The sequence below is a fragment of the Bacillus sp. AM 13(2015) genome (genome assembly GCF_001518755.1).
GTDB classification, from domain to species: domain Bacteria; phylum Bacillota; class Bacilli; order Bacillales; family Bacillaceae; genus Bacillus; species Bacillus safensis.
On sequence record NZ_LKCP01000060.1, the window covers coordinates 41,777 to 64,600 of the forward strand.

General features: G+C 41.3%; 19 protein-coding genes and 1 riboswitch. Of the genes, 14 read left to right on the plus strand and 5 right to left on the minus strand.

All coding sequences use genetic code 11. The features are described from left to right. Positions 1-36 precede the first annotated feature (36 nt). From AOQ70_RS09925 to AOQ70_RS09985, 13 genes are all read left to right on the plus strand, one after another. Positions 37-1,092 (plus strand): tartrate dehydrogenase, encoded by a 1,056-nt coding sequence (locus tag AOQ70_RS09925; protein WP_059376042.1) that lies wholly within the window; start codon positions 37-39, stop codon positions 1,090-1,092. A 72-nt stretch (positions 1,093-1,164) separates the two neighbouring features. Beyond that, on the plus strand, positions 1,165-3,351 hold the full coding sequence (locus AOQ70_RS09930) for a DNA topoisomerase III (protein ID WP_059376045.1): 2,187 nt from the start codon (positions 1,165-1,167) through the stop codon (positions 3,349-3,351). 196 nt (positions 3,352-3,547) lie between these two features. After that, positions 3,548-4,630 (plus strand): glycosyl hydrolase family 8, encoded by a 1,083-nt coding sequence (locus AOQ70_RS09935; RefSeq protein ID WP_059376047.1) that lies wholly within the window; start codon positions 3,548-3,550, stop codon positions 4,628-4,630. Continuing rightward, the gene (locus AOQ70_RS09940) at positions 4,611-5,462 is read left to right on the plus strand and encodes a GGDEF domain-containing protein (protein WP_039176658.1); all 852 of its coding nucleotides are present in this window, start codon (positions 4,611-4,613) and stop codon (positions 5,460-5,462) included. Before AOQ70_RS09935 ends, AOQ70_RS09940 begins: the two co-directional genes overlap by 20 nt. Further along, a complete protein-coding gene (locus AOQ70_RS09945) occupies positions 5,452-7,164 on the plus strand; it encodes a DUF2334 domain-containing protein (protein ID WP_059376049.1) in 1,713 nt (570 codons plus the stop codon). Before AOQ70_RS09940 ends, AOQ70_RS09945 begins: the two co-directional genes overlap by 11 nt. Positions 7,165-7,201: 37 nt before the next feature. Further along, complete coding sequence (locus AOQ70_RS09950; protein WP_285858380.1) at positions 7,202-8,425, plus strand: glycosyltransferase family 2 protein; 1,224 nt, start codon at positions 7,202-7,204, stop codon at positions 8,423-8,425. A 4-nt stretch (positions 8,426-8,429) separates the two neighbouring features. Next, entirely contained in the window at positions 8,430-10,520 is a 2,091-nt protein-coding gene (locus tag AOQ70_RS09955) for a cellulose biosynthesis cyclic di-GMP-binding regulatory protein BcsB (RefSeq protein ID WP_059376052.1), read from the plus strand. 66 nt (positions 10,521-10,586) lie between these two features. Beyond that, positions 10,587-10,731, plus strand: a riboswitch (cyclic di-AMP (ydaO/yuaA leader). A gap of 112 nt (positions 10,732-10,843) precedes the next feature. After that, on the plus strand, positions 10,844-12,670 hold the full coding sequence (locus tag AOQ70_RS09960; RefSeq protein WP_039176669.1) for an APC family permease: 1,827 nt from the start codon (positions 10,844-10,846) through the stop codon (positions 12,668-12,670). Positions 12,671-12,737: 67 nt separating this feature from the next. Next, entirely contained in the window at positions 12,738-14,459 is a 1,722-nt protein-coding gene (locus tag AOQ70_RS09965) for a pyruvate oxidase (protein ID WP_059376054.1), read from the plus strand. 220 nt (positions 14,460-14,679) lie between these two features. Further along, positions 14,680-16,386 (plus strand): T7SS effector LXG polymorphic toxin, encoded by a 1,707-nt coding sequence (locus AOQ70_RS09970; protein WP_082700839.1) that lies wholly within the window; start codon positions 14,680-14,682, stop codon positions 16,384-16,386. Next, entirely contained in the window at positions 16,376-16,822 is a 447-nt protein-coding gene (locus AOQ70_RS09975; protein ID WP_041089172.1) for a toxin-antitoxin system YwqK family antitoxin, read from the plus strand. The genes AOQ70_RS09970 and AOQ70_RS09975 overlap by 11 nt, the downstream gene beginning before the upstream one ends. Positions 16,823-16,835: 13 nt before the next feature. Continuing rightward, positions 16,836-17,537, plus strand: a complete 702-nt coding sequence (locus AOQ70_RS09980; protein WP_059376074.1) for an endonuclease V — start codon at positions 16,836-16,838, stop codon at positions 17,535-17,537. Between the two features lie 82 nt (positions 17,538-17,619). Next, on the plus strand, positions 17,620-17,844 hold the full coding sequence (locus AOQ70_RS09985; protein ID WP_059376056.1) for a hypothetical protein: 225 nt from the start codon (positions 17,620-17,622) through the stop codon (positions 17,842-17,844). 40 nt (positions 17,845-17,884) lie between these two features. On the opposite strand, the gene AOQ70_RS09990 is transcribed toward AOQ70_RS09985, so the two are convergent. The 4 genes from AOQ70_RS09990 to AOQ70_RS10005 form a co-directional block, all read right to left on the minus strand. After that, positions 17,885-18,148, minus strand: coding sequence for a hypothetical protein (locus AOQ70_RS09990; RefSeq protein ID WP_058837367.1), 264 nt, complete (start codon positions 18,146-18,148; stop codon positions 17,885-17,887). A 98-nt stretch (positions 18,149-18,246) separates the two neighbouring features. Then, positions 18,247-18,816, minus strand: coding sequence for a GNAT family N-acetyltransferase (locus tag AOQ70_RS09995; protein ID WP_039176679.1), 570 nt, complete (start codon positions 18,814-18,816; stop codon positions 18,247-18,249). Positions 18,817-18,887: 71 nt separating this feature from the next. After that, positions 18,888-20,165 carry an Nramp family divalent metal transporter gene (locus tag AOQ70_RS10000; RefSeq protein ID WP_039176681.1) on the minus strand — a complete coding sequence of 426 codons (1,278 nt, stop codon included), beginning with the start codon at positions 20,163-20,165 and terminating at the stop codon, positions 18,888-18,890. A gap of 222 nt (positions 20,166-20,387) precedes the next feature. Then, complete coding sequence (locus tag AOQ70_RS10005; protein ID WP_039176683.1) at positions 20,388-20,648, minus strand: GlsB/YeaQ/YmgE family stress response membrane protein; 261 nt, start codon at positions 20,646-20,648, stop codon at positions 20,388-20,390. Between the two features lie 156 nt (positions 20,649-20,804). On the opposite strand from AOQ70_RS10005, the gene AOQ70_RS10010 reads away from it, so the two are divergent. Next, the gene (locus tag AOQ70_RS10010; protein ID WP_041089179.1) at positions 20,805-21,635 is read left to right on the plus strand and encodes an EcsC family protein; all 831 of its coding nucleotides are present in this window, start codon (positions 20,805-20,807) and stop codon (positions 21,633-21,635) included. A 26-nt stretch (positions 21,636-21,661) separates the two neighbouring features. Here the strand turns inward: AOQ70_RS10010 and AOQ70_RS10015 are convergent, their stop codons facing one another. After that, the gene (locus AOQ70_RS10015) at positions 21,662-22,759 is read right to left on the minus strand and encodes a TRAP transporter substrate-binding protein (RefSeq protein ID WP_059376058.1); all 1,098 of its coding nucleotides are present in this window, start codon (positions 22,757-22,759) and stop codon (positions 21,662-21,664) included. Positions 22,760-22,824 lie beyond the last annotated feature (65 nt).

A 22,824-nucleotide genomic window follows, 5' to 3' on the forward strand; every position in this document is an offset into this window, starting at 1 on the left:
GTCGACGGTCGACCGATAACAAAGGGGGAAAAATCAATGAAGCATGTTTCAATTGCAGCGATACCAGGAGACGGAGTTGGAAAGGAAGTTGTGCCTGAAGCCATCCGAGTTTTGAAAGCGATATCAGAGGTGCATGGCGGTCTGTCTTTCACCTTTCAGGATTTTCCGTGGAGCTGTGAATATTATTTAGAGCATGGCGAAATGATGCCAAAGGATGGATTGGAACAACTAAAAGCCTTTGACAGCATTTTCTTAGGGGCCGTCGGAGATGCCAATTTAGTGCCGGATCATGTATCACTTTGGGGATTGCTCATTAAAATTAGACGTGAATTTGAGCAGGTGATCAACGTTAGACCTGCAAAACAGCTGAGCGGCATTCGCTCACCGCTTGCTCAGCCAAAGGATTTCGATCTTCTTGTTGTAAGAGAAAACGGTGAAGGTGAATATAGTGAAATTGGGGGCCGTATCTATCAAGGAGAAGATCAGCTTGCCATTCAAAATGCTGTTTTCTCCAGAAAAGGGACAGAGCGAGCCATGCGTTTTGCCTTTCAATTAGCGGAAAAGAGAAGAAAGCATGTGACAAGTGCAACCAAATCGAATGGAATCGTTCATACAATGCCATTTTGGGATGAAGTGTTTCAAGACGTAGCAAAGGATTATCCAGAGGTGACAGCAGACTCACAGCACATTGATGCACTCTCAGCCTTCTTTGTGACAAGACCTGAGAAATTCGATGTGATTGTCGCCAGTAATTTATTTGGCGATATTTTGACTGATCTTGGAGCCGCCATTATGGGAAGTATTGGCGTAGCGCCTGCTGCCAACATCAATGTGAATGGCAAATATCCGTCCATGTTTGAGCCTGTACACGGATCAGCCCCAGACATTGCAGGAAAAGGGATTGCCAACCCAATCGGTCAAATTTGGACGGCTAAACTCATGCTTGATCATTTCGGAGAAGAAGAACTGGGCACACACCTACTCGAAATCATCGAGTCAGTCACAGCAGACGGCTTCTTAACAGCAGACATCGGCGGAGCCTATCAAACACAAGAAATCACCAACGAAATCATCAAGCGATTGAAGAAATAATCCGTCATTAGAACCGCATCTCCACGTCTGCTATAATAAAAGGATGGATAGAAGAAAGAGATGTGAACTCTAGTGTCAAAAACAGTTGTATTAGCAGAGAAACCTTCAGTAGGACGTGACTTAGCGCGTGTGCTGAAGTGTCATAAAAAAGGAAATGGTTTTTTAGAAGGAGACCAATACATTGTGACGTGGGCGCTTGGCCATTTGGTCACACTGGCTGATCCAGAAGGCTACGGCAAAGAATTTCAATCCTGGCGTTTAGAGGATTTACCGATCATTCCAGAGCCGCTCAAGCTTGTCGTCATGAAAAAGACAGGCAAACAATTCCAAGCAGTGAAAGCGCAGCTTGCAAGAAAAGATGTAAAAGATATTGTCATCGCAACAGATGCTGGACGTGAAGGGGAGCTAGTCGCAAGATGGATTCTTGAAAAAGCGCATGTGAAAAAGCCACTGAAACGACTATGGATCTCATCTGTTACGGACAAAGCCATCCAAGAAGGCTTCAAACGATTAAAAGATGGCAGAGAATATGATAACCTGTACCGCTCAGCGGTTGCACGTGCAGAGGCAGACTGGATTGTAGGGATCAACGCAACAAGAGCGCTGACGACTAAGTTCAATGCACAGCTTTCCTGCGGACGGGTACAAACACCAACGATTGCCATGATCGCCAAACGAGAAGAAGACATTCAGCAATTTCAGCCGAAGCCGTTCTATGGAATGACTGCACAAGTAGATGGGCTTACGTTGACATGGCAGGATGCCAAAACAAAGCAAAACCGCACATTCCAAGAGAATGTCATAAAAGAGCGTTTGGCAGGCTGCAAAGGAAAACCAGCAGTGATCGATGCATTGAAAAAAACAGCGAAAAAAGCTTTTGCTCCAGGGCTGTATGACCTGACTGAATTGCAGCGTGATGCACATAAACGCTACGGCTTCTCAGCAAAAGAAACCTTGTCTACGCTTCAGCGATTGTATGAGCAGCATAAGCTTGTGACATATCCGCGTACAGATTCAAGATTTATTTCAGCGGATATCGTTCCTACATTAAAAGATCGTTTAAAAGGAATGAACGTCAGACCGTACGCACAGCATGTGAACCGCATTTTACAATCAGGCGTGAAAGCGCACAAAGGCTTCGTCAACGATGCAAAAGTGTCAGATCACCATGCGATCATTCCAACCGAGGAAGAGCTGTATCCTGGTGCACTAAGTGATAAAGAGCGTAAATTATATGATCTTATTGCCAAACGATTCCTTGCTGTACTGATGAATCCTTTTGAATACGAGGAAACAACGGTGATTGCCAAGATAGGCAGTGAAACGTTCACGGCAAAAGGAAAAACCGTACAATCAGCCGGCTGGAAAGCCGTGTATGATGATTCCTATGAAGACGAGGAATCAGCCGAAGCAGATCAGCATCTGCCGCTGCTCTCAGAAGGGCAGTCACTTGAAGTACGCCAGCTGAAAGAAACAAATGGAGAAACGAAACCTCCTGCCCGTTTTAATGAAGCAACTCTGCTATCTGCTATGGAGAACCCAACGGCATTTATGCAAAATCAGGAAAAGGACTTAGTGAAAACCCTCGGTGAAACAGGCGGACTAGGAACAGTGGCCACAAGAGCCGATATCATTGAAAAACTGTTCAACAGCTTCTTAATCGAGAAAAAGGGCAAAGACATTTTCATCACATCGAAAGGGAAACAGCTGCTTTCCTTAGTGCCTGAAGACTTAAAGTCACCTGCGTTAACAGCGGAATGGGAACAAAAGCTTTCTAAAATCGCAAAAGGACAGCTGAAGGCTTCTCAATTCATGAGTGAAATGAAGTCCTATGCAAAACAAGCCGTATCTGAAATCAAACAAACGAATCAAACCTTTAAGCATGACAATGTCACTGGCACCCATTGTCCTGACTGCGGAAAACTTATGCTGAAAGTGAACGGAAAACATGGCACAATGCTCGTGTGCCAAGACCGAGAATGCGGCCACCGTAAAAATGTAGCGAAGAAAACAAACGCACGCTGCCCGAACTGTCATAAAAAGCTCGAGCTGCGCGGAGAAGGTGATGGCAAAATCTTTGCTTGTGTGTGCGGCCATAGAGAAAAACTGTCTGTTTTCGAAAAACGCAAATCACAATCCAATCAAAAGAAAGCCAGTAAGCACGATGTGTCAAAATATATGAAGAAACAAAAGAAAGTGGAAGAACCAATCAATAACGCACTGGCTGAGCAATTAAAGAAATTAAAATTAGATCAATAGTAGTGTATAAACCCATGTTGAAATGCATGGGTTTTTCTGTGCAATCAAGTATATCGGCATATGGTTTTTCTGAAAATGGGAATATGTATGCAAAAAGACTCGTAATTTGGTATAAAATATTTATTTAAATTTTAACAAAAACACTCTATAATAAATCGTTGGATGCTAAGAGAACGGGAGTTGAAAGGGGACACGAATGGTTACAGCCATACATCGCACGGCTATTGTTTTACTCATTGTTTTTTTATTAGGTGGATGTACCTGGGAACAGCAGAAGGAATCAGCTGATCCAGTATCTCCACAGCCTGTATTGCCTGGAGAATATTTTATCACTCATCACCTCATGACAGATCAAGGCATGATTCGCACTTCATTAGCAGAGCAGCACATCTACTTATCTGAGTCGCTTGGACTTTGGATGGATTATCTTGTTCGAAAAAAAGATCAAAATTCTTTTGACCAACAATTTGGTGTCCTGCAAGATGAATTTTTACTAGATGATCATCTTCTCAGCTGGCAAATCGAATCTGATCAAAAAAGTAAAGCCAATGCTCTAGTTGATGACTTACGGGTAGTGGCGGCACTTCAAAAGGCAGATCGTTTATGGAAGAATGTAGCGTATCAAACCACAGCAAAAGAAATCGCACAAGCGTTAAAAGACAAGAATATGTATAGAGGCATCTTGTCCGATTATTATGATGCATCAACAAACCGAACTTCACACACAATCACACTCTCATATTTAGACCCAAAAGCAATCAAAGAATTGGAATCCCTCAAAATATTCACGAAACAAATGACGAGTAACCAATTGACCATTCTAAAACAAGCACCGAGAAAAAAAGGATTCTTTCCTAAATCCTATGATATAAAGAAAAAAGCCTATTCATTTGATCGAGAAATCAATATGATTGATCAACTCTATACGGCTCTACATGCCGATCGTGCAAAGGTGAGTACGTCCGCGATCATGAAATGGCTGAAAACGACTTTTAAAAAAGAAGGAAAGCTGTACGGTAGATATAAACTGAGCACATTGCAGCCATCGGTGACGTATGAATCGCCTTCTGTATATGCACTGGTCATCTTGTATGCTCTTAAACGAAACGAACCGGAATTCGCAAAAGAGGTTTATGACCGCATGAAAGAATTACAAATTCAAGATCCTCTCAAGGATTATTATGGAGGATACATGAACGAAAAAGACACACACTCATTTGACAACTTATTGCCTCTCATTGCAGAAAGGGAGCTTTTTAATGAATCGGTTATTCAGTAATACGTATCGTTTATATTATTCTCTGCTCCTCACGTTTGCAGGTCTTATTTTGTTTATGAGCTACCTTGGCTTGCATGATGCAGAGAGCTTTTTGATGATCACACTGACTTTTGTCGTGTTAGGATGCGGGATTTTATTTGGCATCTTACCAGCATTAATTTTTACCTTGCTGATGTTGTTCTTTATAGGAAGTGCTATGTTCTTTACAGAGCTTGGCCACACAAATCCTTTATTTTCCAATCGAACATTGCAGGATGTGGTGGTTTGGGGCGTAGCCCTTCTCTTTTTCGCGATTTCAGCAGGAAGCTTGCATGAGCGGATCAAGACGATGCGTCACACCATTGAACAACAAAAGCAGGCGATGAAACAATTTGTGGCGATTGACTCGACAACTGGATTTGACAATGCAGATCGGATGAAGCTGGAATTATCCGAGGAAATGAAACGGGCAGAACGTTACAAACAGCCATTCGTTTTTATCCTTCTTCATATCCATTATGCAGCGGAATTCAAATCGTTATATGGAGAAAAAGAAATGCAGCACCTATTTCAGCAATTAAGCATCAAGATTCGCGAAAGTGTCAGAGAAACGGATAAGAAATTTCGATTATCCGAAGAACGAATAGGCTTGCTGCTTACTCACACACCAGAAGAGAATGTCTCTGTCGTCCTTGAGAAGCTAAAAGATAAATTGCAAAAGCATGTGCTGTTAAACGGTCGTGAAGTCACCCTGACTTTTCATGTCTGTCATTTAACAAGCAGTTCGGATTATCGTACGCCAGAGCAATTTTTAGAAGAACTAGAAAAAGAGATGATGATGAATGAACTTTAATTCTTTGATGAAATGCTGTTTGCTGCTTGCTCTTTTTTTGATTTTTTCTTTTAAATACATGGCTTCAGCCGACGCACTTGCCAAGTCAGATACCCTGATCGTTTATTCGACAGAATCGGGGGAAGCGACTCCAGCAGTGCATATGCTGGATCTACTCGCCGGACATTTTTCCAAACAGCTGACGATTGTATCTGATGAACATTTGGCTGAAAAGAAGATCAGTGAATTTCAGCAAGTCATCTACCTAGGGGAAATAAAGAGAACCTTACCGAAGCAGACCGTTCGTATGATGAATGAAGCACAGAAGGTAATAGCCATTGGATACAATGCGGAACAGCTTCGCCCATTCTCCAAGCTTACTTTTCACAAACAAGATCATACAAGTCAAATCAAATATACAGATGATCAAACTTACCGTCAGCTAGAGAAAAGTATCAGTGCGTTAACGGTTCAAGGGGCAGACTTGCAAAGTGAATTTTTATTGAAGAAGCATGAAGCTGATCTTCCATTTGTGATCCAAACAAAGGAAGGTGCCGACTATATTGGAATTTTAAATGTCGTGCAGCAGAACGAGCTGCTTGCAGAAGTGCTGGAAAAACGCCTGTCTTCTTCTCATCAGCTGACCACAAAGTACTTAAGGTTTGGGAACATCAGTCCTGTCTCTGACGAGAAGAAGCTGCTTGAGCTTGGACAATACGTATCCACTCGGCATATTCCGTTTCTGATAGCGGTAACCCCTGTATGGGTGGATCGAACAACAGGTGATGAAGTTACACTGAGTGACCGCCCGCAGCTCGTAAAAGTGTTAAAACAATTGCAAAGCGATGGAGCCAGCATCATTCTTCATGGATTTAACCGTACGTACCGAACGGAGGATTCTGGTCAGGACTTTGAGTTCTGGGATGCAAAGAATGATCAGTCTATTACGTCAAATGATCCAAAAAAAGCTGAGAAGAAGCAAAGTGAAAGCCATTTTTCGAATGAAAAAGACTTCCATGTTTATACGAGATCGAATCAGCAGCAAGAAATCATCTATACAGAAGAAAAAATCACAAAGGGCATTGAGCTTCTTGCGCAGCAAGGTCTATATCCACTGGCATTCGAGGTGCCGCATGATGCCATATCCCAACAAGGCTACGATGTGATATCAAGGCATATGTCCAGTCTGTTTGGACAGGTACAGTTGTCGGATCATACGTGGAAAACAGCCGGTGCTCCGCCGCTGGTGACGAAACCCGCTATGCTTCACGGCATGACCTTATATCCTCAGCAATCAGTAGAGCCAGCATCTGACCAAGAAGGTTCAAATATTTTAACAGAGCAAAAGATTCAATCCATCCAGCATCTTCAATCAGCCGCAATCGGGCTGTCCTATAATGTGGAATCAGGAATAGATGGACTGCAAAATCTGATGACGCAGATGGATGCAATTCCTTCTAGTGAATGGCTGGATTTAAAGAAAACAAAACAGACGGTCCAAACATCACATGTACAGATCAAAACATCAGGGAATGGACATATTCAAGTAGAACAATCCAATAGAGCAGAAACCAAAACAGTCAAACGAAGCGGCATGGAAAATATGCTGCGAATTCTCACAGTCGTGGTGATGCTGTTTATTGCGGCATTTGCTTTTTACACATTGTATTTAAGACTGACAATGAAAAAACGAATTTTTAAGGAGAGAAAACTAGGTGGCTGATGTCTTATTTTATCTTTCATTAATACTGATTTGGATCATGCTCCTATACCACATGTTTCTCATGCAGGGCGGCTTTCAGCACTACCTGACCTACGAAAAAGTGCTGCCTGAATGGACGAAACAAGGGAAAGAGCTGCCGACCGTCAGCATTCTGATTCCTGCTCATAATGAAGAAGTTGTCATCCGGCAAACGCTAAAAGCAATGGTCCAGCTATCCTACCCTAAACATCTCCTTGAAATCATTGTGATTAATGACAATTCCTCCGATGGCACAGGGGACATCGTGCGGTCATTCAGTGATCAATATGATCATGTCCATATGATTGAAACAAAGCCGCCATTTGCAGGAAAGGGAAAATCCACTGCACTAAATGAAGGCTTAAAGGCTTCAACAGGAGAAGTCATCTGCGTATACGATGCAGATAACATGCCTGAACAAAAGGCTGTCTATCACTTGGTTCTTGGTTTATTGAACGACCCAAAGGCAGGCGCTGTTGTCGGGAAATTCAGGGTCATCAATGCAGCCAAAAATCTCCTGACCAAATTTATTAATATTGAGACCATCTGCTTCCAATGGATGGCGCAGGGCGGAAGATGGAAGTGGTTTAGCATTGCGACAATACCAGGCACCAACTTCGCCATCCGCCGGCACATCTTAGAAGAACTTGGCGGCTGGGATGTTCATGCGCTGGCTGAGGACACCGAATTAACGATTCGTGTCTATAACCTTGGCTATGTCATTCGATTTTTCCCGGCAGCGATCACTTGGGAACAAGAGCCTGAGACGTGGAAAGTCTGGTGGCGGCAAAGAACACGCTGGGCACGAGGCAATCAATATGTTGTACTCAAATTTTTAAAGCAGTTTATGAAGCTGAAACGAAAACGAATGATTTTCGATTTGTTTTATTTCTTCTTTACGTATTTCTTATTTTTCTTCGGTGTCCTGCTCTCAAATGGGATCTTTATCGTGAACCTATTTGTTGACCTTCACTTATCTGTAGGAGCTGTTGCCCTGATCCTGTGGGGATTGGCCTTCTTTCTCTTTCTAACAGAAGTGATGATTACATTAAGCATTGAGAAAACAGAGCTCACCAAACAAAATATACTCATTGTGGCGCTCATGTACTTCACTTATTCTCAAGTATGGATTGCGCTAGTCGTGTACTCTTTATTTGTAGAGACAAAGAGCCGTTTATTCAAACAAGAAGTAAAATGGTACAAAACCGAGCGTTACGATCAACAACAAAAGAAAAGCGGGTGACAAATTGAAATCGGTAAAATGGATGATTTTTACATTGATGATATCCCTTGCCATTCAGCCTTTTTTCATGGCGGGGCAAGCACTGGCGCAATCAAATCGAGTACAAGTGAAAGATGACTGGATTCGCTCATCAAAAGGAAGTCAAACAGAAACGCAAGCATTATCAGAAGATGTAGTGACCTTGTATGGACAAGAAGACCGCACTGAATTTTCCTATCAAATAGAGAAAGAAAAAGTAGAGTCTAGCACCCTTACATTGAATATAGAGGCATCACCATTACTCATTTCGCCATCATCGTTCACAGTCATGATTGATGGAGAGATTGAAAAGACCATTCCCGTAACAGGAAAAAACCAAAAGAAATCGATTCAAATCAAATTGAACAAATCGCAATTGAAAAAAGGTTCTCATCGGATTCAGCTCGCATTTTATGGCGTGTTAAAAGAAGGTGTGTGTATCAACCAAGAGACACCTGCCAACTGGCTGAAAGTATATCCTGAAAGTGAGCTGGATTTCAAAGGAACTCAAACGACAGACGTGACGTTAGACAGCTTCCCTTCACCTTTCATTCAAACAGGTGATCAGAAAGAACAAACAGATATTGTGATTCCAAATTCACCAGAAGCAGCTGAATTAGAAGCGGCTATGAAAGTATACCGTACGTTGAAAAACAAAGACCGCCAAGCAGACCTCAAAATCGTCCAAGAAAAGGACCTCAAGCAAATCGCGCATCCAACGATTGCTGTTGGAGCGAAAGGAAACTGGGAGGGACGAGTGAAATCGATCGAGCAAGCTGCGAAAATGAAAACAGCAAGCAACCAGCTCACGTTAGCAGTGAGAACACTGACTGGGAAGAAAAAAGAACAGCCCATTTTATTTGTCACTGCTGAACAGCCAAAGACAATTGCGGAAAAAATCAATGTCCTGACTCAACCAGAACTGACCGATCAGCTCACTGGGACAGATTTGCTGCTTCAAAAGGTTACTGCTAAAGCATCAAAACCATCTCATCAAATTCGTTTAAAAGATTTTGGTGGTGATGATGTAACGGTTGGAACCAAAAAGACGGCATCGGATCATTACTATTATCCGAAAGCATTGATCGCTAATCAAAAATCTGCTGCAAAGTTAAATCTATCATTTAAAAAAACTGATACAGCGAACAAAGCGGAACGCTTAACAGTCATGATTAATAATGAACCACACGATGTACCGTTAACAAAACTAGGAAACAAAGATGAGAATGGATTCTATCATGTGTCAATTCCAGTAGATTCACAAGTGCTCCAAAAGAATGAATATATTGATTTGCAATTTGTCACTACAGGCTTTAAAAACATGGAGTCCTGCAGACATACGGATGAAGAAAGCTGGATTTACATTGATAAGAATAGCTCTCTTCAAATACCAGAAGGGACAGCTAGTGATACACCGGATTTAGCTGCATGGCCGCTTCCTTTCACATCAAAAACGCAGCAAGGAAAAACATTGATCATCATGCCAAATCAAATCAAGCAAGAAACGATCAATCAAATGGCGATGCTGACAGAATCATTTAGTCAGCCGGAAGCTGCTCAATATCAATTGATCAAAGCTTCAAATGTGACAAATGATCAATTGAAAAATCACTCTCTTATTTTCATCGGGGGCATTCAAACGTTCTCTCTTTTAAAAGAAAAAGCAGACGATCTCATCGTTCCAGTGACAAAGGATCAGTATGATGTATCCTCCTTTGATATGATCAACGAAACGACTGCTCGTATTGTATGGACGCAGCCATCTGTATGGAATAAAGAACAAACAATGACCGTCTTTTCAGGAATGAAAGCAGCTGACGCTGATCTTTCACATGAAGTGCTTCATTTCCTGCAAACAAATACGGAAACGGCAACAGTTGCCATCGAGAGCAAAAACAAAGACATGTTCTCTAATCATCAAACGGTCAGCAGCACAACAAATGATCTCAAAAAAGGTGAAAAGCAAGGCGTCGGTGATTCTTGGATTTATTTTGCATGTATCGCTGTGCTAATTATTTTTGTGGTCGGAATGATTATTTATTTCGTACGAAAAAACCGCAAAAAGACTGATAGATAAACGATCAAAAGACCTTGAAAAAATGTCTTTACTTTGGTGTCAAACGGGAGTATGATCTCTTTTATAAAAGACCAATCGCTGAATCATTTCGATGAGCGGGGGAACCATTAGTGGTGCAGGACACCACGTGGGGTGAATCCTTTTTAGGTAGGGCAAAGTCTCATGCGCCCGAATCCGTCAGCTAACCTCGTAAGCGTTAAAGAGAGCAAAGACCAACCTGTGATCTAAACAATAGACGCAGGGGCATTCTATTGCCTCTGTGTCTTTTTGGCGATCCATCTTTTGTAACTTAAATCGTTTGACACTAAAGGAGCGGGCATCACATGTACAGTTTGATGAAGCGTATTTTAATTGGGAAACCATTAAAATCACAGGCAGCAGGAGAACAAAAACTATCAAAAATCAAAGCGTTGGCATTATTGTCATCAGACGCATTGTCATCCGTTGCATACGGTACAGAACAAATCTTGATTGTTCTTTCAGTCGTTAGTGCAGCAGCATTTTGGTACTCACTCCCGATTGCAGGTTGTGTATTAATTCTGTTAATGGCGTTAATTCTATCTTACCGCCAGATTATTTATGCTTATCCAGAAGGCGGGGGGGCCTATGTCGTCTCTAGTCGAAACTTAGGTGAAAAGCCAGGACTGATCGCTGGGGGATCATTGCTTGTAGATTATATTTTGACGGTAGCAGTGAGCATATCAGCGGGTACCGATGCTATCACATCAGCTTTTCCGGCACTATATCCATATCATGTGCTGATTTCAATTGTATTGGTCATCTTGATTATGGTGCTCAACCTTCGTGGATTGACAGAATCAGCATCTATTTTGGCTTATCCCGTATACTTGTTTGTCATATCACTCCTTATATTAATTGGAGTCGGCGGCTTTAAATTATTAACAGGAGGCGTTCCTCCAGCACCTGAGCATACTGCAATAGGTACACACGTACCTGGCATTACATTATTTCTTTTATTAAAAGCATTTTCGTCTGGCTGTTCTGCACTGACTGGGGTAGAAGCCATTTCAAATACCATTCCATCCTTTAAAAAACCAGCTGCACAAAATGCAGCGAGAACATTATTGATGATGGGTGGATTACTAGCTGTATTATTTGTTGGCGTGACATTACTTGCGTTTGGTTTTGGCATCTCACCAAAGCCAGAAGAAACGGTTGTATCACAAATTGCATCAGATACATTTGGACGTACATTTTTCTATTATGTCATTCAGGCTGTTACAGCTTTAATTTTGATATTAGCGGCAAACACCGGCTTTTCCGCCTTTCCTTTATTGGCGGTCAACTTAGCAAAGGATAAATATATGCCGCGCATGTTTACAGTAAGAGGGGATCGTCTCGGTTACTCTAATGGCATTATCTTCTTAGGTGTAGCTTCCATGCTGCTCATTTGGTTGTTTGATGGGAAAACGGAACACCTTATACCGCTATATGCTGTCGGTGTATTTATTCCATTTACCTTGTCACAGACAGGTATGTGTGTGAAATGGATTCGTGAAAAACCGCAGGGCTGGAAAACGAAAATGCCTATTAATATAGTCGGAGCACTGATTTCCTTCACGGTTCTCATGATTCTCATTTTGACCAAGTTTCATCTTGTATGGCCAGTATTTGTTTTCATGCCAATTGTGCTATTCATCTTTCATTCCATTAAAAAGCATTACCTGTCTGTCGGAGAACAACTGCGTTTAATGAATGAAGCAGAGCCTGTTGAGATTAAAGGGAATGTGGTCATTGTGCCAATTGCCGGTGTAACACGTGTCGTTGAGCAATCTGTTCAATATGCAAAATCCTTATCAGAGCAAGTCATAGCAGTTCATGTATCCTTTGATAAAGAAAAAGATAAGAAAATTGAAGCAGATTGGGAAAAACTGAACAGTGGTGTGCGGCTTGTGATGCTGCATTCGTCTTATCGAAGTCTTATTCATCCGCTTGATAAATTTCTTGAAACGGTTGAGGCAAAAGCAAATGCGCATCAATATAAAGTGATGGTGCTCGTACCTCAATTTATCCCGAAAAAAAGATGGCACACGATCTTGCATAACCAATCTGCCTTTTTATTAAGATTCCGTCTGTTATGGAAGCGGGATATTGTGGTCGCCACCCTTCCATATCATTTTAAAAAGTAGCAGCAAGTTGAAACGTTTGATCAAAAGGGTGCGGTGGTATGGAGTAAGAAAAAAGGAGTTTTCTCACATGCCGCAAAGAACCGCAGGAAAAGAAGTAACAGCGCTACTGGAAGAGTGGGGCGTAAAACATATCTATGGAATGCCCGGCGACAGCATAAACGAATTGATTGAAGAGCTTAGGCACGAATCAAGCCAAATACAATTTATACAAACGAGACATGAAGAAGTGGCGGCACTTTCAGCGGCGGCTGATGCCAAACTAACAGGTAAGCTCGGTGTCTGCTTATCCATCGCTGGACCGGGTGCTGTCCACTTATTAAATGGACTATACGATGCAAAAGCAGATGGCGCACCCGTTTTAGCAATTGCAGGGCAGGTTGCGTCAACTGAAGTAGGGAGAGACGCCTTTCAAGAAATCAAATTAGAGCGGATGTTTGACGACGTTGCTGTCTTTAATCAGCAGGTACAAACAGCAGAAGCTCTGCCTGATTTATTGAATCAAGCCATTAAAGCAGCTTATACTCACAAAGGTGTGGCAGTTCTCACCGTATCGGATGACTTATTTTCTCAAAAAATTAAGCGCAAGCCTGTTTATACATCTCCTCTTTATGTTGAGGGAGAAGTACGGCCAAAGAAAGATCAACTGCTAAAGGCAGCACAGCTAATTAACAATGCGAAGAAGCCAGTCATCTTAGCAGGTAAAGGATTACGAAATGCAAAAGAAGAGCTTCTTTCATTTGCAGAAAAGGCTGCTGCGCCTATTGTCATCACACTTCCTGCAAAAGGTGTTGTGCCAGACAGGCACCCATATTTTTTAGGAAACCTAGGTCAAATCGGAACGAAGCCAGCATATGAAGCGATGGAAGAGTGTGATCTCTTAATTATGCTTGGAACTTCCTTTCCATATAGAGACTACTTACCAGAGAACACACCTGCCATTCAACTGGATATTAAGCCAGATCAAATCGGTAAAAGATATCCGGTAGACGTAGGAATCGTGAGTGACAGCAAGAGTGGTTTGCATGAACTGACCTCCTACATTGAATATAAAGAGCAGCGTGGTTTCCTTGAAGCTTGTACTGAGCATATGATGAAATGGCGAGAAGAAATGGATAAGGAAAAATCCGTTGCTACATCACCGCTTAAACCTCAGCAAGTCATTGCTAGATTAGAAGAAGCAGTAGAAGACGACGCCATTCTTTCTGTTGATGTAGGGAATGTGACCGTATGGATGGCACGCCATTTTGAAATGAAACAGCAGGATTTCATCATCTCCAGCTGGCTTGCCACAATGGGCTGTGGTTTGCCTGGTGCTATCTCTGCTAAGTTAAATGAACCGAATCGCCAAGCGATTGCTGTCTGTGGCGATGGTGGCTTCACAATGGTTATGCAAGACTTTGTGACAGCGGTCAAATATAAACTGCCAATCGTTGTGGTGATTTTAAACAACAACAATCTTGGAATGATTGAATATGAACAACAAGTAAAAGGAAACATCAATTATGGTATAGAGCTAGAAGATATTGATTTTGCTAAGTTTGCAGAAGCATGTGGCGGCAAAGGAATCTCCGTGTCATCACATGAAGAACTAGCTCCAGCCTTTGATACAGCTCTTCAATCAGATAAACCTGTCATTATTGATGTTGCTGTCACCAATGAACCGCCGTTACCTGGAAAAATTACGTACACACAAGCAGCCGGTTTTAGTAAGTACTTACTGAAAAAATTCTTTGAAAAAGGCGAGCTGGATATCCCTCCACTCAAGAAAAGTTTAAAACGCTTTTTCTAAACAAAATGTAGTCGGTCCTCTCAAAAGAGGACTGACTTTTTTGTGATGAAAGGAAAAACATTTCAATTATCACTTGTTTTATTAATATGGACATTATTTTTGTAACTTAAAGCCTATTTTTCCAATTCGCTGAGAAAGGTAAAATAGACTTTATGATCAATAATGGAGGGAGTGACTTCTTCTGGGGAAGATACTTGATGCAAAAGCACTAACAAGTGCCATGGACACAAGAGCAAAACACTATCAGGAACTCCGTGAACAAATGGTAGATTTAAAAAAGGCATTACAAGGTGTTGCCAACCTCGGTGATGATTTTACTGGAAAAGGTGCCGATAACATTAAAAGCTTTTATAAAGAACTAGCGGGTAATGTTGATATGTTTATCAATTTCATTGATAAGCAAAAAGCCTTTCATGAAGGTGTTTCTGGGACACTTGATGATACAAACTTTGGCGGCGACACCTTTGTAGAAGAACACTTTTTAGACAACGCAGTACATATGGGCATCAAGAATGCCAAAAGCATTGTGAAGGATCAAAAAAAGGCACTCAAAACCATTTTTCAAGACATTGATGACCTCATTTCCCTAGAGGTATTTGATAGCCAAACCTTTGATGAAAAAATAGAAGATGCGGAAGATGAACGAAAAAAGACGGTCAAAGATCTAAGAGAGCTTGATCAAAATTTAAAAGATGAATATGCTTTGTCAGAGACGGAACAGCAAGCTACAATGGCATTGTACGCAGAAATGATGAATGCGACAAATGACGGAAAAGCGATTTCGCCTATGAATTTTGACAAGAAAGCGTATCAAAATAGCGACATCTACAAGGCAAAGAGCGATATTGAGAAGCAAACTTCTGAATATCTGAAAATCAAAAAAGAACAAGAAGAAGCCCGCAAGGTCGCAAAGGAACAAGAAGCGCTCGCCAACCGCCCTTGGTATGAAAAAGCGCTCGATTATGGTGGAAACATCGTGAATGAACTGACCGGCGTGAACGATTCAAAACGTGCCGCAACAGGCGTTGATCCAATCACAGGCGAGGAACTCACCGCAGGCCAGCGAGTCGCGGCAGGAGGCATGGCAGCAGCAGGCTACATCCCAATCGTCGGCTGGGCAGGCCGCATTTTCAAAGGCGGAAAAGCTGTCTATAAAACGACCCAAGCCACATCAGCCGCGGTCAGGGCAGTCGACATTTACAAGACATCACAAAAATCCTTTGACGCCCTGAAAACATCTCAAAAAGGATTATATGGCCTAACCGCCACCAACGGCTTCAGCGAAGCAATCACAGGCCGAGACATGTTTGGAAACAAGATCTCAAAAGAACAGCAGGAAGCAAGTATGAACGCGGCTCTGGGGATGCTTTTGCCGTTCGGGGTGAAAGGGTTTCATGGGAAGATGGGGGTTAAAGAGAACACGAAAAGTCGAATTGATTATTTGAGAAATAAATATGGAAAGATCGATTCAAAAGAATTAAATGAAAGAATTAATTTACGCGGAGAAACGGTGAAAGAACTAAATAAATTAAAAGAAACTGGCATTAGCAAGAAGAAAATGGGTCCTGCCTTTGCTGGAGTTTATGATAAGCAGACTGGAAAATATTCGTATGCAATAAATGATTATGATGGAAAGTTACCAGATTTCCATCCCTTAATAAATGCCAAATATGATAGAATGCCAAAAGAGGTTATAGATTCATATACATTTACAAAAGGTGCGGGGTCACATGCAGAAGTGATCGCCTTGAATAAGGCCTTAAAGGCTAATCCAGGTGCTAGTTTGGATAATTTTATTTTGAATGTTGTTAGGACAGGTCAGAGTAGAGTGAAACCGGCTGGAATGATGTTTCCAAGGTGTCCTCATTGTGCTTATCTTACAGATGGATCTAAAATTATCACGGAGGTTCCTAAAAATGTTAAATGATATATTGCAAAAAGATTTTATTTTAGAGAATGGCACTGAGTTTGAAGAATGTTTAGAATATGGAGGCCCTTACGAACTAGCAATAGTGGAAATTACCGAGGATGGTAAAGAAGAGCTGTTTACGGGATTAGCATATGATATATATGAAAATGGGAATATTGAGAGTTATTTCTATGTTGAACAAGGGGTTAAACAAGGTAAGTATGTTGAATTCTATTCAAATGGAAATGTTAAGAAAATAGGTCATATGAGTAAAAATGCAGCCGACGGCTATCAAGTTGAGTTTTTTGAAAATGGAAATAAAAAGTATGAATCTGAATGTGTTGCTGGTCGAGAGATGACTTATATAAAGTATGATGAAAGTGGAAATATTGTAGAGAAAAAGGCAGAACCTAATGAATCCGATTTGAAATATGCCGAAAAATTCAACAGCTAATCGTGTGGATCTTATGAATAATGATGAAATAAATGATTTATTAGAAAAATTTAAAAGTGAACAAAAAGCGCTCTTGCCTAAAGTGCAATTGAAAAATAATTTTCAACTTGAGAACATAAGGTTTATTGCAGGTGTAGATGTAGCTTATTTTGATATGCATGGAAAAACGAGCGGTGTTTGTTGTATCGTCGTTTATGATTTGATAGAAAAAAAAATCATAGAAAAAGTGCATAGCCATGGAGAAATAAGGATTCCTTATATAGCAGGTTTTCTTGCTTTTCGTGAAATGCCATTAATTAAAGATGCAGTAAAAAAACTGACGAAACAAGTAGACGTCTATATGTTTGATGGAAATGGTTATTTACATTATAGACACATGGGCATTGCTACACAGGCGTCTTTCTTCTTAAATAAACCTACCATTGGAGTCGCAAAAAGTTATTTGAAAATTAATGGTATAGATTTTACCATGCCCCAAAATAAAACAAATGCATACACAGATATTATTATAAATAACGAAATATATGGAAGAGCTCTCAGAACCAGAGTGAATGTTAAGCCTATTTTTATTTCATGTGGGAATTGGATTGATTTAGATACAACTACAAAAATTATTATGAAACTTATTGATAAAAACAGTAGATTACCAATACCCGTAAGGTTTGCAGATATTGAGACACATGCTATTCGAAAAGAGTTATTAACAAAAGAATAGGGGAAGTGTAACATAGCACATTTTTTAGCTGTATTGAAAAGGGCTAACGACATCCAATCAAACAATAAAAGGAGTTAAAACCATGCTATGGATTTTCGCACAAAACCAGCAAAGTTTCGTTCATGTCCACGAAGTCTCAGTAACCGGCAAAAAGATTGAAGGAATGATCGCAGGAGGCGATACTTGGGTAAAGACTCTCGGCAAGTATGACTCAAATGATCGAGCGTCAGAGATCCTACAAGACATTGTGAAAACAATTGAAGCCAATCAAGATGCCACCGTGACTTACAGAATGCCAAATCAATAAAAAAGAAACCACCTTTCCATTGCAAAAAGGTGGCTTTTGTTTATGATGGTGTTTTTGTAAAGGCTAAAAATAAAGGGATGCTTGTGCCGACAAGGGTTGTGGCAAATAGGAACATACCACAAATGAATAGAAAATGGCTGGCTGAAAAGACAAGTGCCAGAATGAGAAAAACGATGCTGAGTCCTGCCATGCTATATGATGGGACAAAGCGGCGTTTGTAGGTGGCTTTCTTTGTTAAGAATGAGAAGAAAATGCCAAATAATAAAGGGACGATCCATAAGTAAAATAAAATAATAAGAGACATACTTCATACCTCGATTTTTCCTTCTATTTTATCAGATGCTGATCGCAACGGATACCACAAAGCTTCACTTTGTAAAATAATTCATGCAATCGACACAATTAAGTGGGTTGATTCATAGAATGCGTTTTTTCTTTCATATATTCAGGCTGCAAGAGCGCGTATACACAATGATCCGTAAAGCGGTCGCCCAGCCATTCACATTGTCTCAAAATGCCTTCAAGCGAAAAGGATAACCGCTCTGCGATGCGTCTACTCTTCTGGTTATCGACAGCAGCCCTGATTTCAATGCGGTGCAGTCCACATTCTTCAAATAAATATTGAATGACTGCTTTGCATGCTTTTGTCATGATGCCTTTTCCTTGATAGCCTTCTCCGAGCCAATAGCCAATTGAAACAGTCCTGTTGATCCAATGAATTTGGTGGGTGCCAATGATCCCGACAAGCTCTCCATGTGACCAGATGCCCGCTTGAAAACCGTTGTTCTGCAAGGCTTGCTGCATTGCGCCTTGAATGAACGCCATGCTGTCTTCCTCTGTCTGTGTTGAATCCACCCAAAGCATCCATTCACGTAAATGCTCTCTTGACCGCTGGATGAGCAAATATAGACTTCTTGCGTCTCTTGGCTCAAGCAGCCGCATGGATATCTCTTGATCTTGATAAAAAAACATGTGCCCACATCCTCTCAGGGGAATTTTACCATAACCATATGAAAAGAAAAAGACAGCATCACGACTGTCTTTTACATAAACGTATCTACAATTAAAAAGAGATTGAGTGCGACAACAAGAGCTGCTATCACCCAAGATATTCCTGTCACCCAGCGGGCATTCGTCAATTCGCCCATAATCCGTTTTTTACTTGTAAATAAAATGAGCGGAATTAAAGCAAAGGCAATACCAAATGATAAGACCACCTGGCTCATCACAAGAGCGGATGTCGGATTCACCCCAGATGCAATGATCACAATAGGAGGAATCATGGTAATCAGCCGGCGGACATACAGTGGAATGCGGTATTGAATAAAACCCTGCATAATGATATCGCCTGACAATGTACCGACAGAAGAGCTGGATAGTCCGGCTACAAGCAGGCCTACACCAAATAAGATAGCTGATACAGGACCTGCAAGTGTGCTAAAATGCTGGAACGCAACATCCAGATCTTCAACAAAGAGACCATTTTTATAAAATAGAGCAGCTGCCACAATCAACATACTGGCATTGATGGCTCCAGCAACTAACATCGCAATGAGGATATCGAAAAACTCAAAGCGAAAAATCTGTTTTTTTTCCTTTTCTGTTCTGCCGACGACTCTTCTTTGGGTTAATGCTGAATGTAAATAGATCGCGTGCGGCATCACAGTAGCACCTAAAATTCCAGCTGCAAGCAGTACACTATCTGTGCCATCAAATTTTGGAATGAAAAGCCCGCCTGCGACACTTGCCATATCTGGCTTGGCGACAAAGGTTTGCACAGCGAAAGCGATCACGACAACGAAGAGCATGCCTGTAATGCCAGCTTCTAATGCGCGATATCCCCGTCTTTGCAATTCTAAAATCGCAAATGATCCAATGGCTGCAATAATAGATGCTTCAAGCAAAGGAATCCGAAAGAGCAAGTATAAACCAAGTGCCGCTCCAATAAACTCAGCTAAATCTGTGGCAATAATGACGAGTTCGCCCTGAATCCATAAACCGATGGATACAGGTTTTGGAAACTCTTCACGTGCGATTTCAGGTAAGTTTTTACCTGTCGCTATTCCAAGCTTTGCGGACAAGGATTGGATGAGCAAAGCCATAAGATTTGATATGAGAATGACCCATAAGAGGAGGTATCCATATTTGGAGCCAGCGGCAATGTTGGTGGCAAAATTCCCAGGATCAATATATGCAATGGCAGCGATAAAAGCAGGACCTAGAAAAGGAAGAAGCCTTCTAAATCCTTTGACCTTTCCTTCAAGTGCACGCTCAGCTGCCGCTGACATGTGTGCTTGTGCCTCGATGTATTTGTTTGTCATATGTCATCACCTAGATTCTACAAAGTTTTGCTTGGGCACAAAAAGTTTCCTTCATGCAATTTTTAATCATCATATGCCCATCTTCATGAAAAGTCAACTATCTGAACTAATAGGTTTGTTTATCATATGTAAGTGAAAAAAATAGATACCTTGTCAACGCGCAACATAAAAAACACCGCCCCTTAGACGGTGTCCCTACTGCTTCCTCTGTTATTCGTTTTTTTAAGATACCCTTGATCCTACGCTGCGAAAGATCAGGCTTAAAATAATGACAAAGATTGCTGCTCCTAATATCGCTGGAATGATCGCAAAGCCTGCCAGACTAGGACCCCACGTTCCAAGTAATCCATGACCAATCCAAGCGCCTACAAGTCCGGCAATCATTGAACCGATCCATCCTCCTGGTACACTGCCTCCAGCGAGTGCACTCCCAATGAGACCGATGACAATCGCCACAACCAATGAAATTAGAAATCCTAACATGTTGATCACTCCTCTTTTGTTTGTTTATTAAGCAATAACCGTTTTGAAAAAGATTAAAACCTTTCGGAACCGCTTCAATGTTCTATACGTATGATGGACAAGGATTGTGTATAATAACAGACAAATACTTCAGCGGCATCTAAGGAGGCATATGACATGGAGGAAAGAGAATGGCTAAAAGCACAATTAAAGGAGATTGAAAAGTGGGAGAAAGACCAGCAAAAGGTATGGTTTTGGGAGAAACTCAGCCGTCTTCCATTTCAAATGCTGGACAAGCTGACGCCTGCTTTTATTCAGAAAAAAATCGGTGTACTGCTAGACGAAATGGGCCATTACATTCAATCCGGCGGTGCCTATTTGACATCGGAAAAAGGCATCATTCATCAATTTCAAAAGAAGTGTGCCGATGAATCCATTCAGCGCATAGAGGATATTGGAAAGGCCCCAATCGAAATGATGGATGCCATTAGTGAGCATATGGGGAAAAACAGAACAAATCTCGCGACAGTACAAGGAGCGACAACTGGTGTTGGCGGAATGTTTACACTAGCCGCTGATATTCCTGCGGTACTCGGTCTCTCTCTGAAAACATTACAGGATATTGCGGTCACCTATGGCTATGATCCTAAAAACAAAGAGGAGCGGGTCTTCATCATTAAATGCTTGCAGTTGAACTCTGCGGATGTCGTTGGAAAGAAATCGATTCTAAAAGAGCTGAAAAGCTATCATGCATCTGAAGGGAAGCATGAAAACATGATTTCCCAAATCCAAGGGTGGCGTGAGGTTGTCTATAATTACCGAGATTCGTTTGGCTGGAAGAAACTGTTTCAGCTTGTGCCCATCGCTGGGATTTTGTTTGGTGCCGTTTCGAACCGCTCACAATTAAAAGGAATTGCCGAAACAGGCATGATGCAATACCGAAAGCGAAGAATTTTAACAAGATTAGAAGAGCTCACCGAGCAAGAACAGAGTGAGTCCGGTGCATAAAAAAATCCCTTATCAAAGGGATTTTTTTATTTGCTCTCATCCTCTTCCTGATAAGCATGAATAGGTGAGTGTTCATAACGTGCACGAAGTTCGCGGATCTGTTTGATGAGGGTGGAGCCAATCGTTTTTTCGGCTTCGTCATACAAAGGATCAAGGGCTTTCATCCATTTTTGTCTTTCAGCTGGCGTCAATTCATGAATGGCAATCGGCGATTCACGTTTAATGTCCTCCAGCTGATCTTTGTTCATCTGTTCTGCATGCTTTTCATTCCAAGCTGTTGTTTCTTCCATGGCTTCGAGTAAAATTCGTTTCGTTTCGGGTGTCTGGCGGTCAAAGAAGGATTGATCTGTTAAGACCACATAGCCTAAATACCCGTGATTGCTGATCGTCATATAGTCTTGTATATGATAGAATTTTTTTGAATAAATATTTGAAATGGTATTTTCTTCACCGTCTACTTTTTTGGTTTCTAATAGCTGAAACGTTGAATTAAATGATTCCTGATAGGGCTTTGCACCAAGAAGTTTAAATTGTTTTTCAATCATGTCGCTTTGCATAATGCGGAGAGACTGGTTTTTTAAATCAGCCGGCTGTTTGATGGGCCCTTTATTTGAGGTGATTTGCTTAAAGCCATTTGTCCAATAAGCCATTCCCTTTAATCCATCTTTTTGCAGCGTGCCAAACAACCTTTGTCCAATTGCACCGTGCAGGCCTTCTTGAACCGCGTTGTAATTTGAAAAAGCAAAGGGAAGATCAAGTGCCAGCCACTCAGGAGACAGCATGCCGAGCTTCGAGGTAGACGGAGCGATAAATTGAACTTGATTCTCTTTGAGTGCATTAATTTCTTCAATATCAGAATAAAGGCTTCCGTTGGAGAAAATTTGAATGCTGATCTTTCCATCCGATTTTTCGTGCACAAGCTCAGCAAATTTCTTTGCAGCAAGTCCTTTAGGTGTATTGTCTGCCACGACATGACTGAATTTGAACACAAGCTGGTCCTTCAGTCCGGTTTGTTCATCATCAAAGGTTGTCGCTGATTTTGGCATCATATGATAAAAGCCAAAGTATAAAGCGGTTACAAAACCGATCATGAGTAATAGCGTATAAGCGAGTAAATTCTTCATGCGTCAGATCCCCCTTATGTCAAGCATACTTGACAGAGGAATAATTCGTAAAGATACAGGTGAAA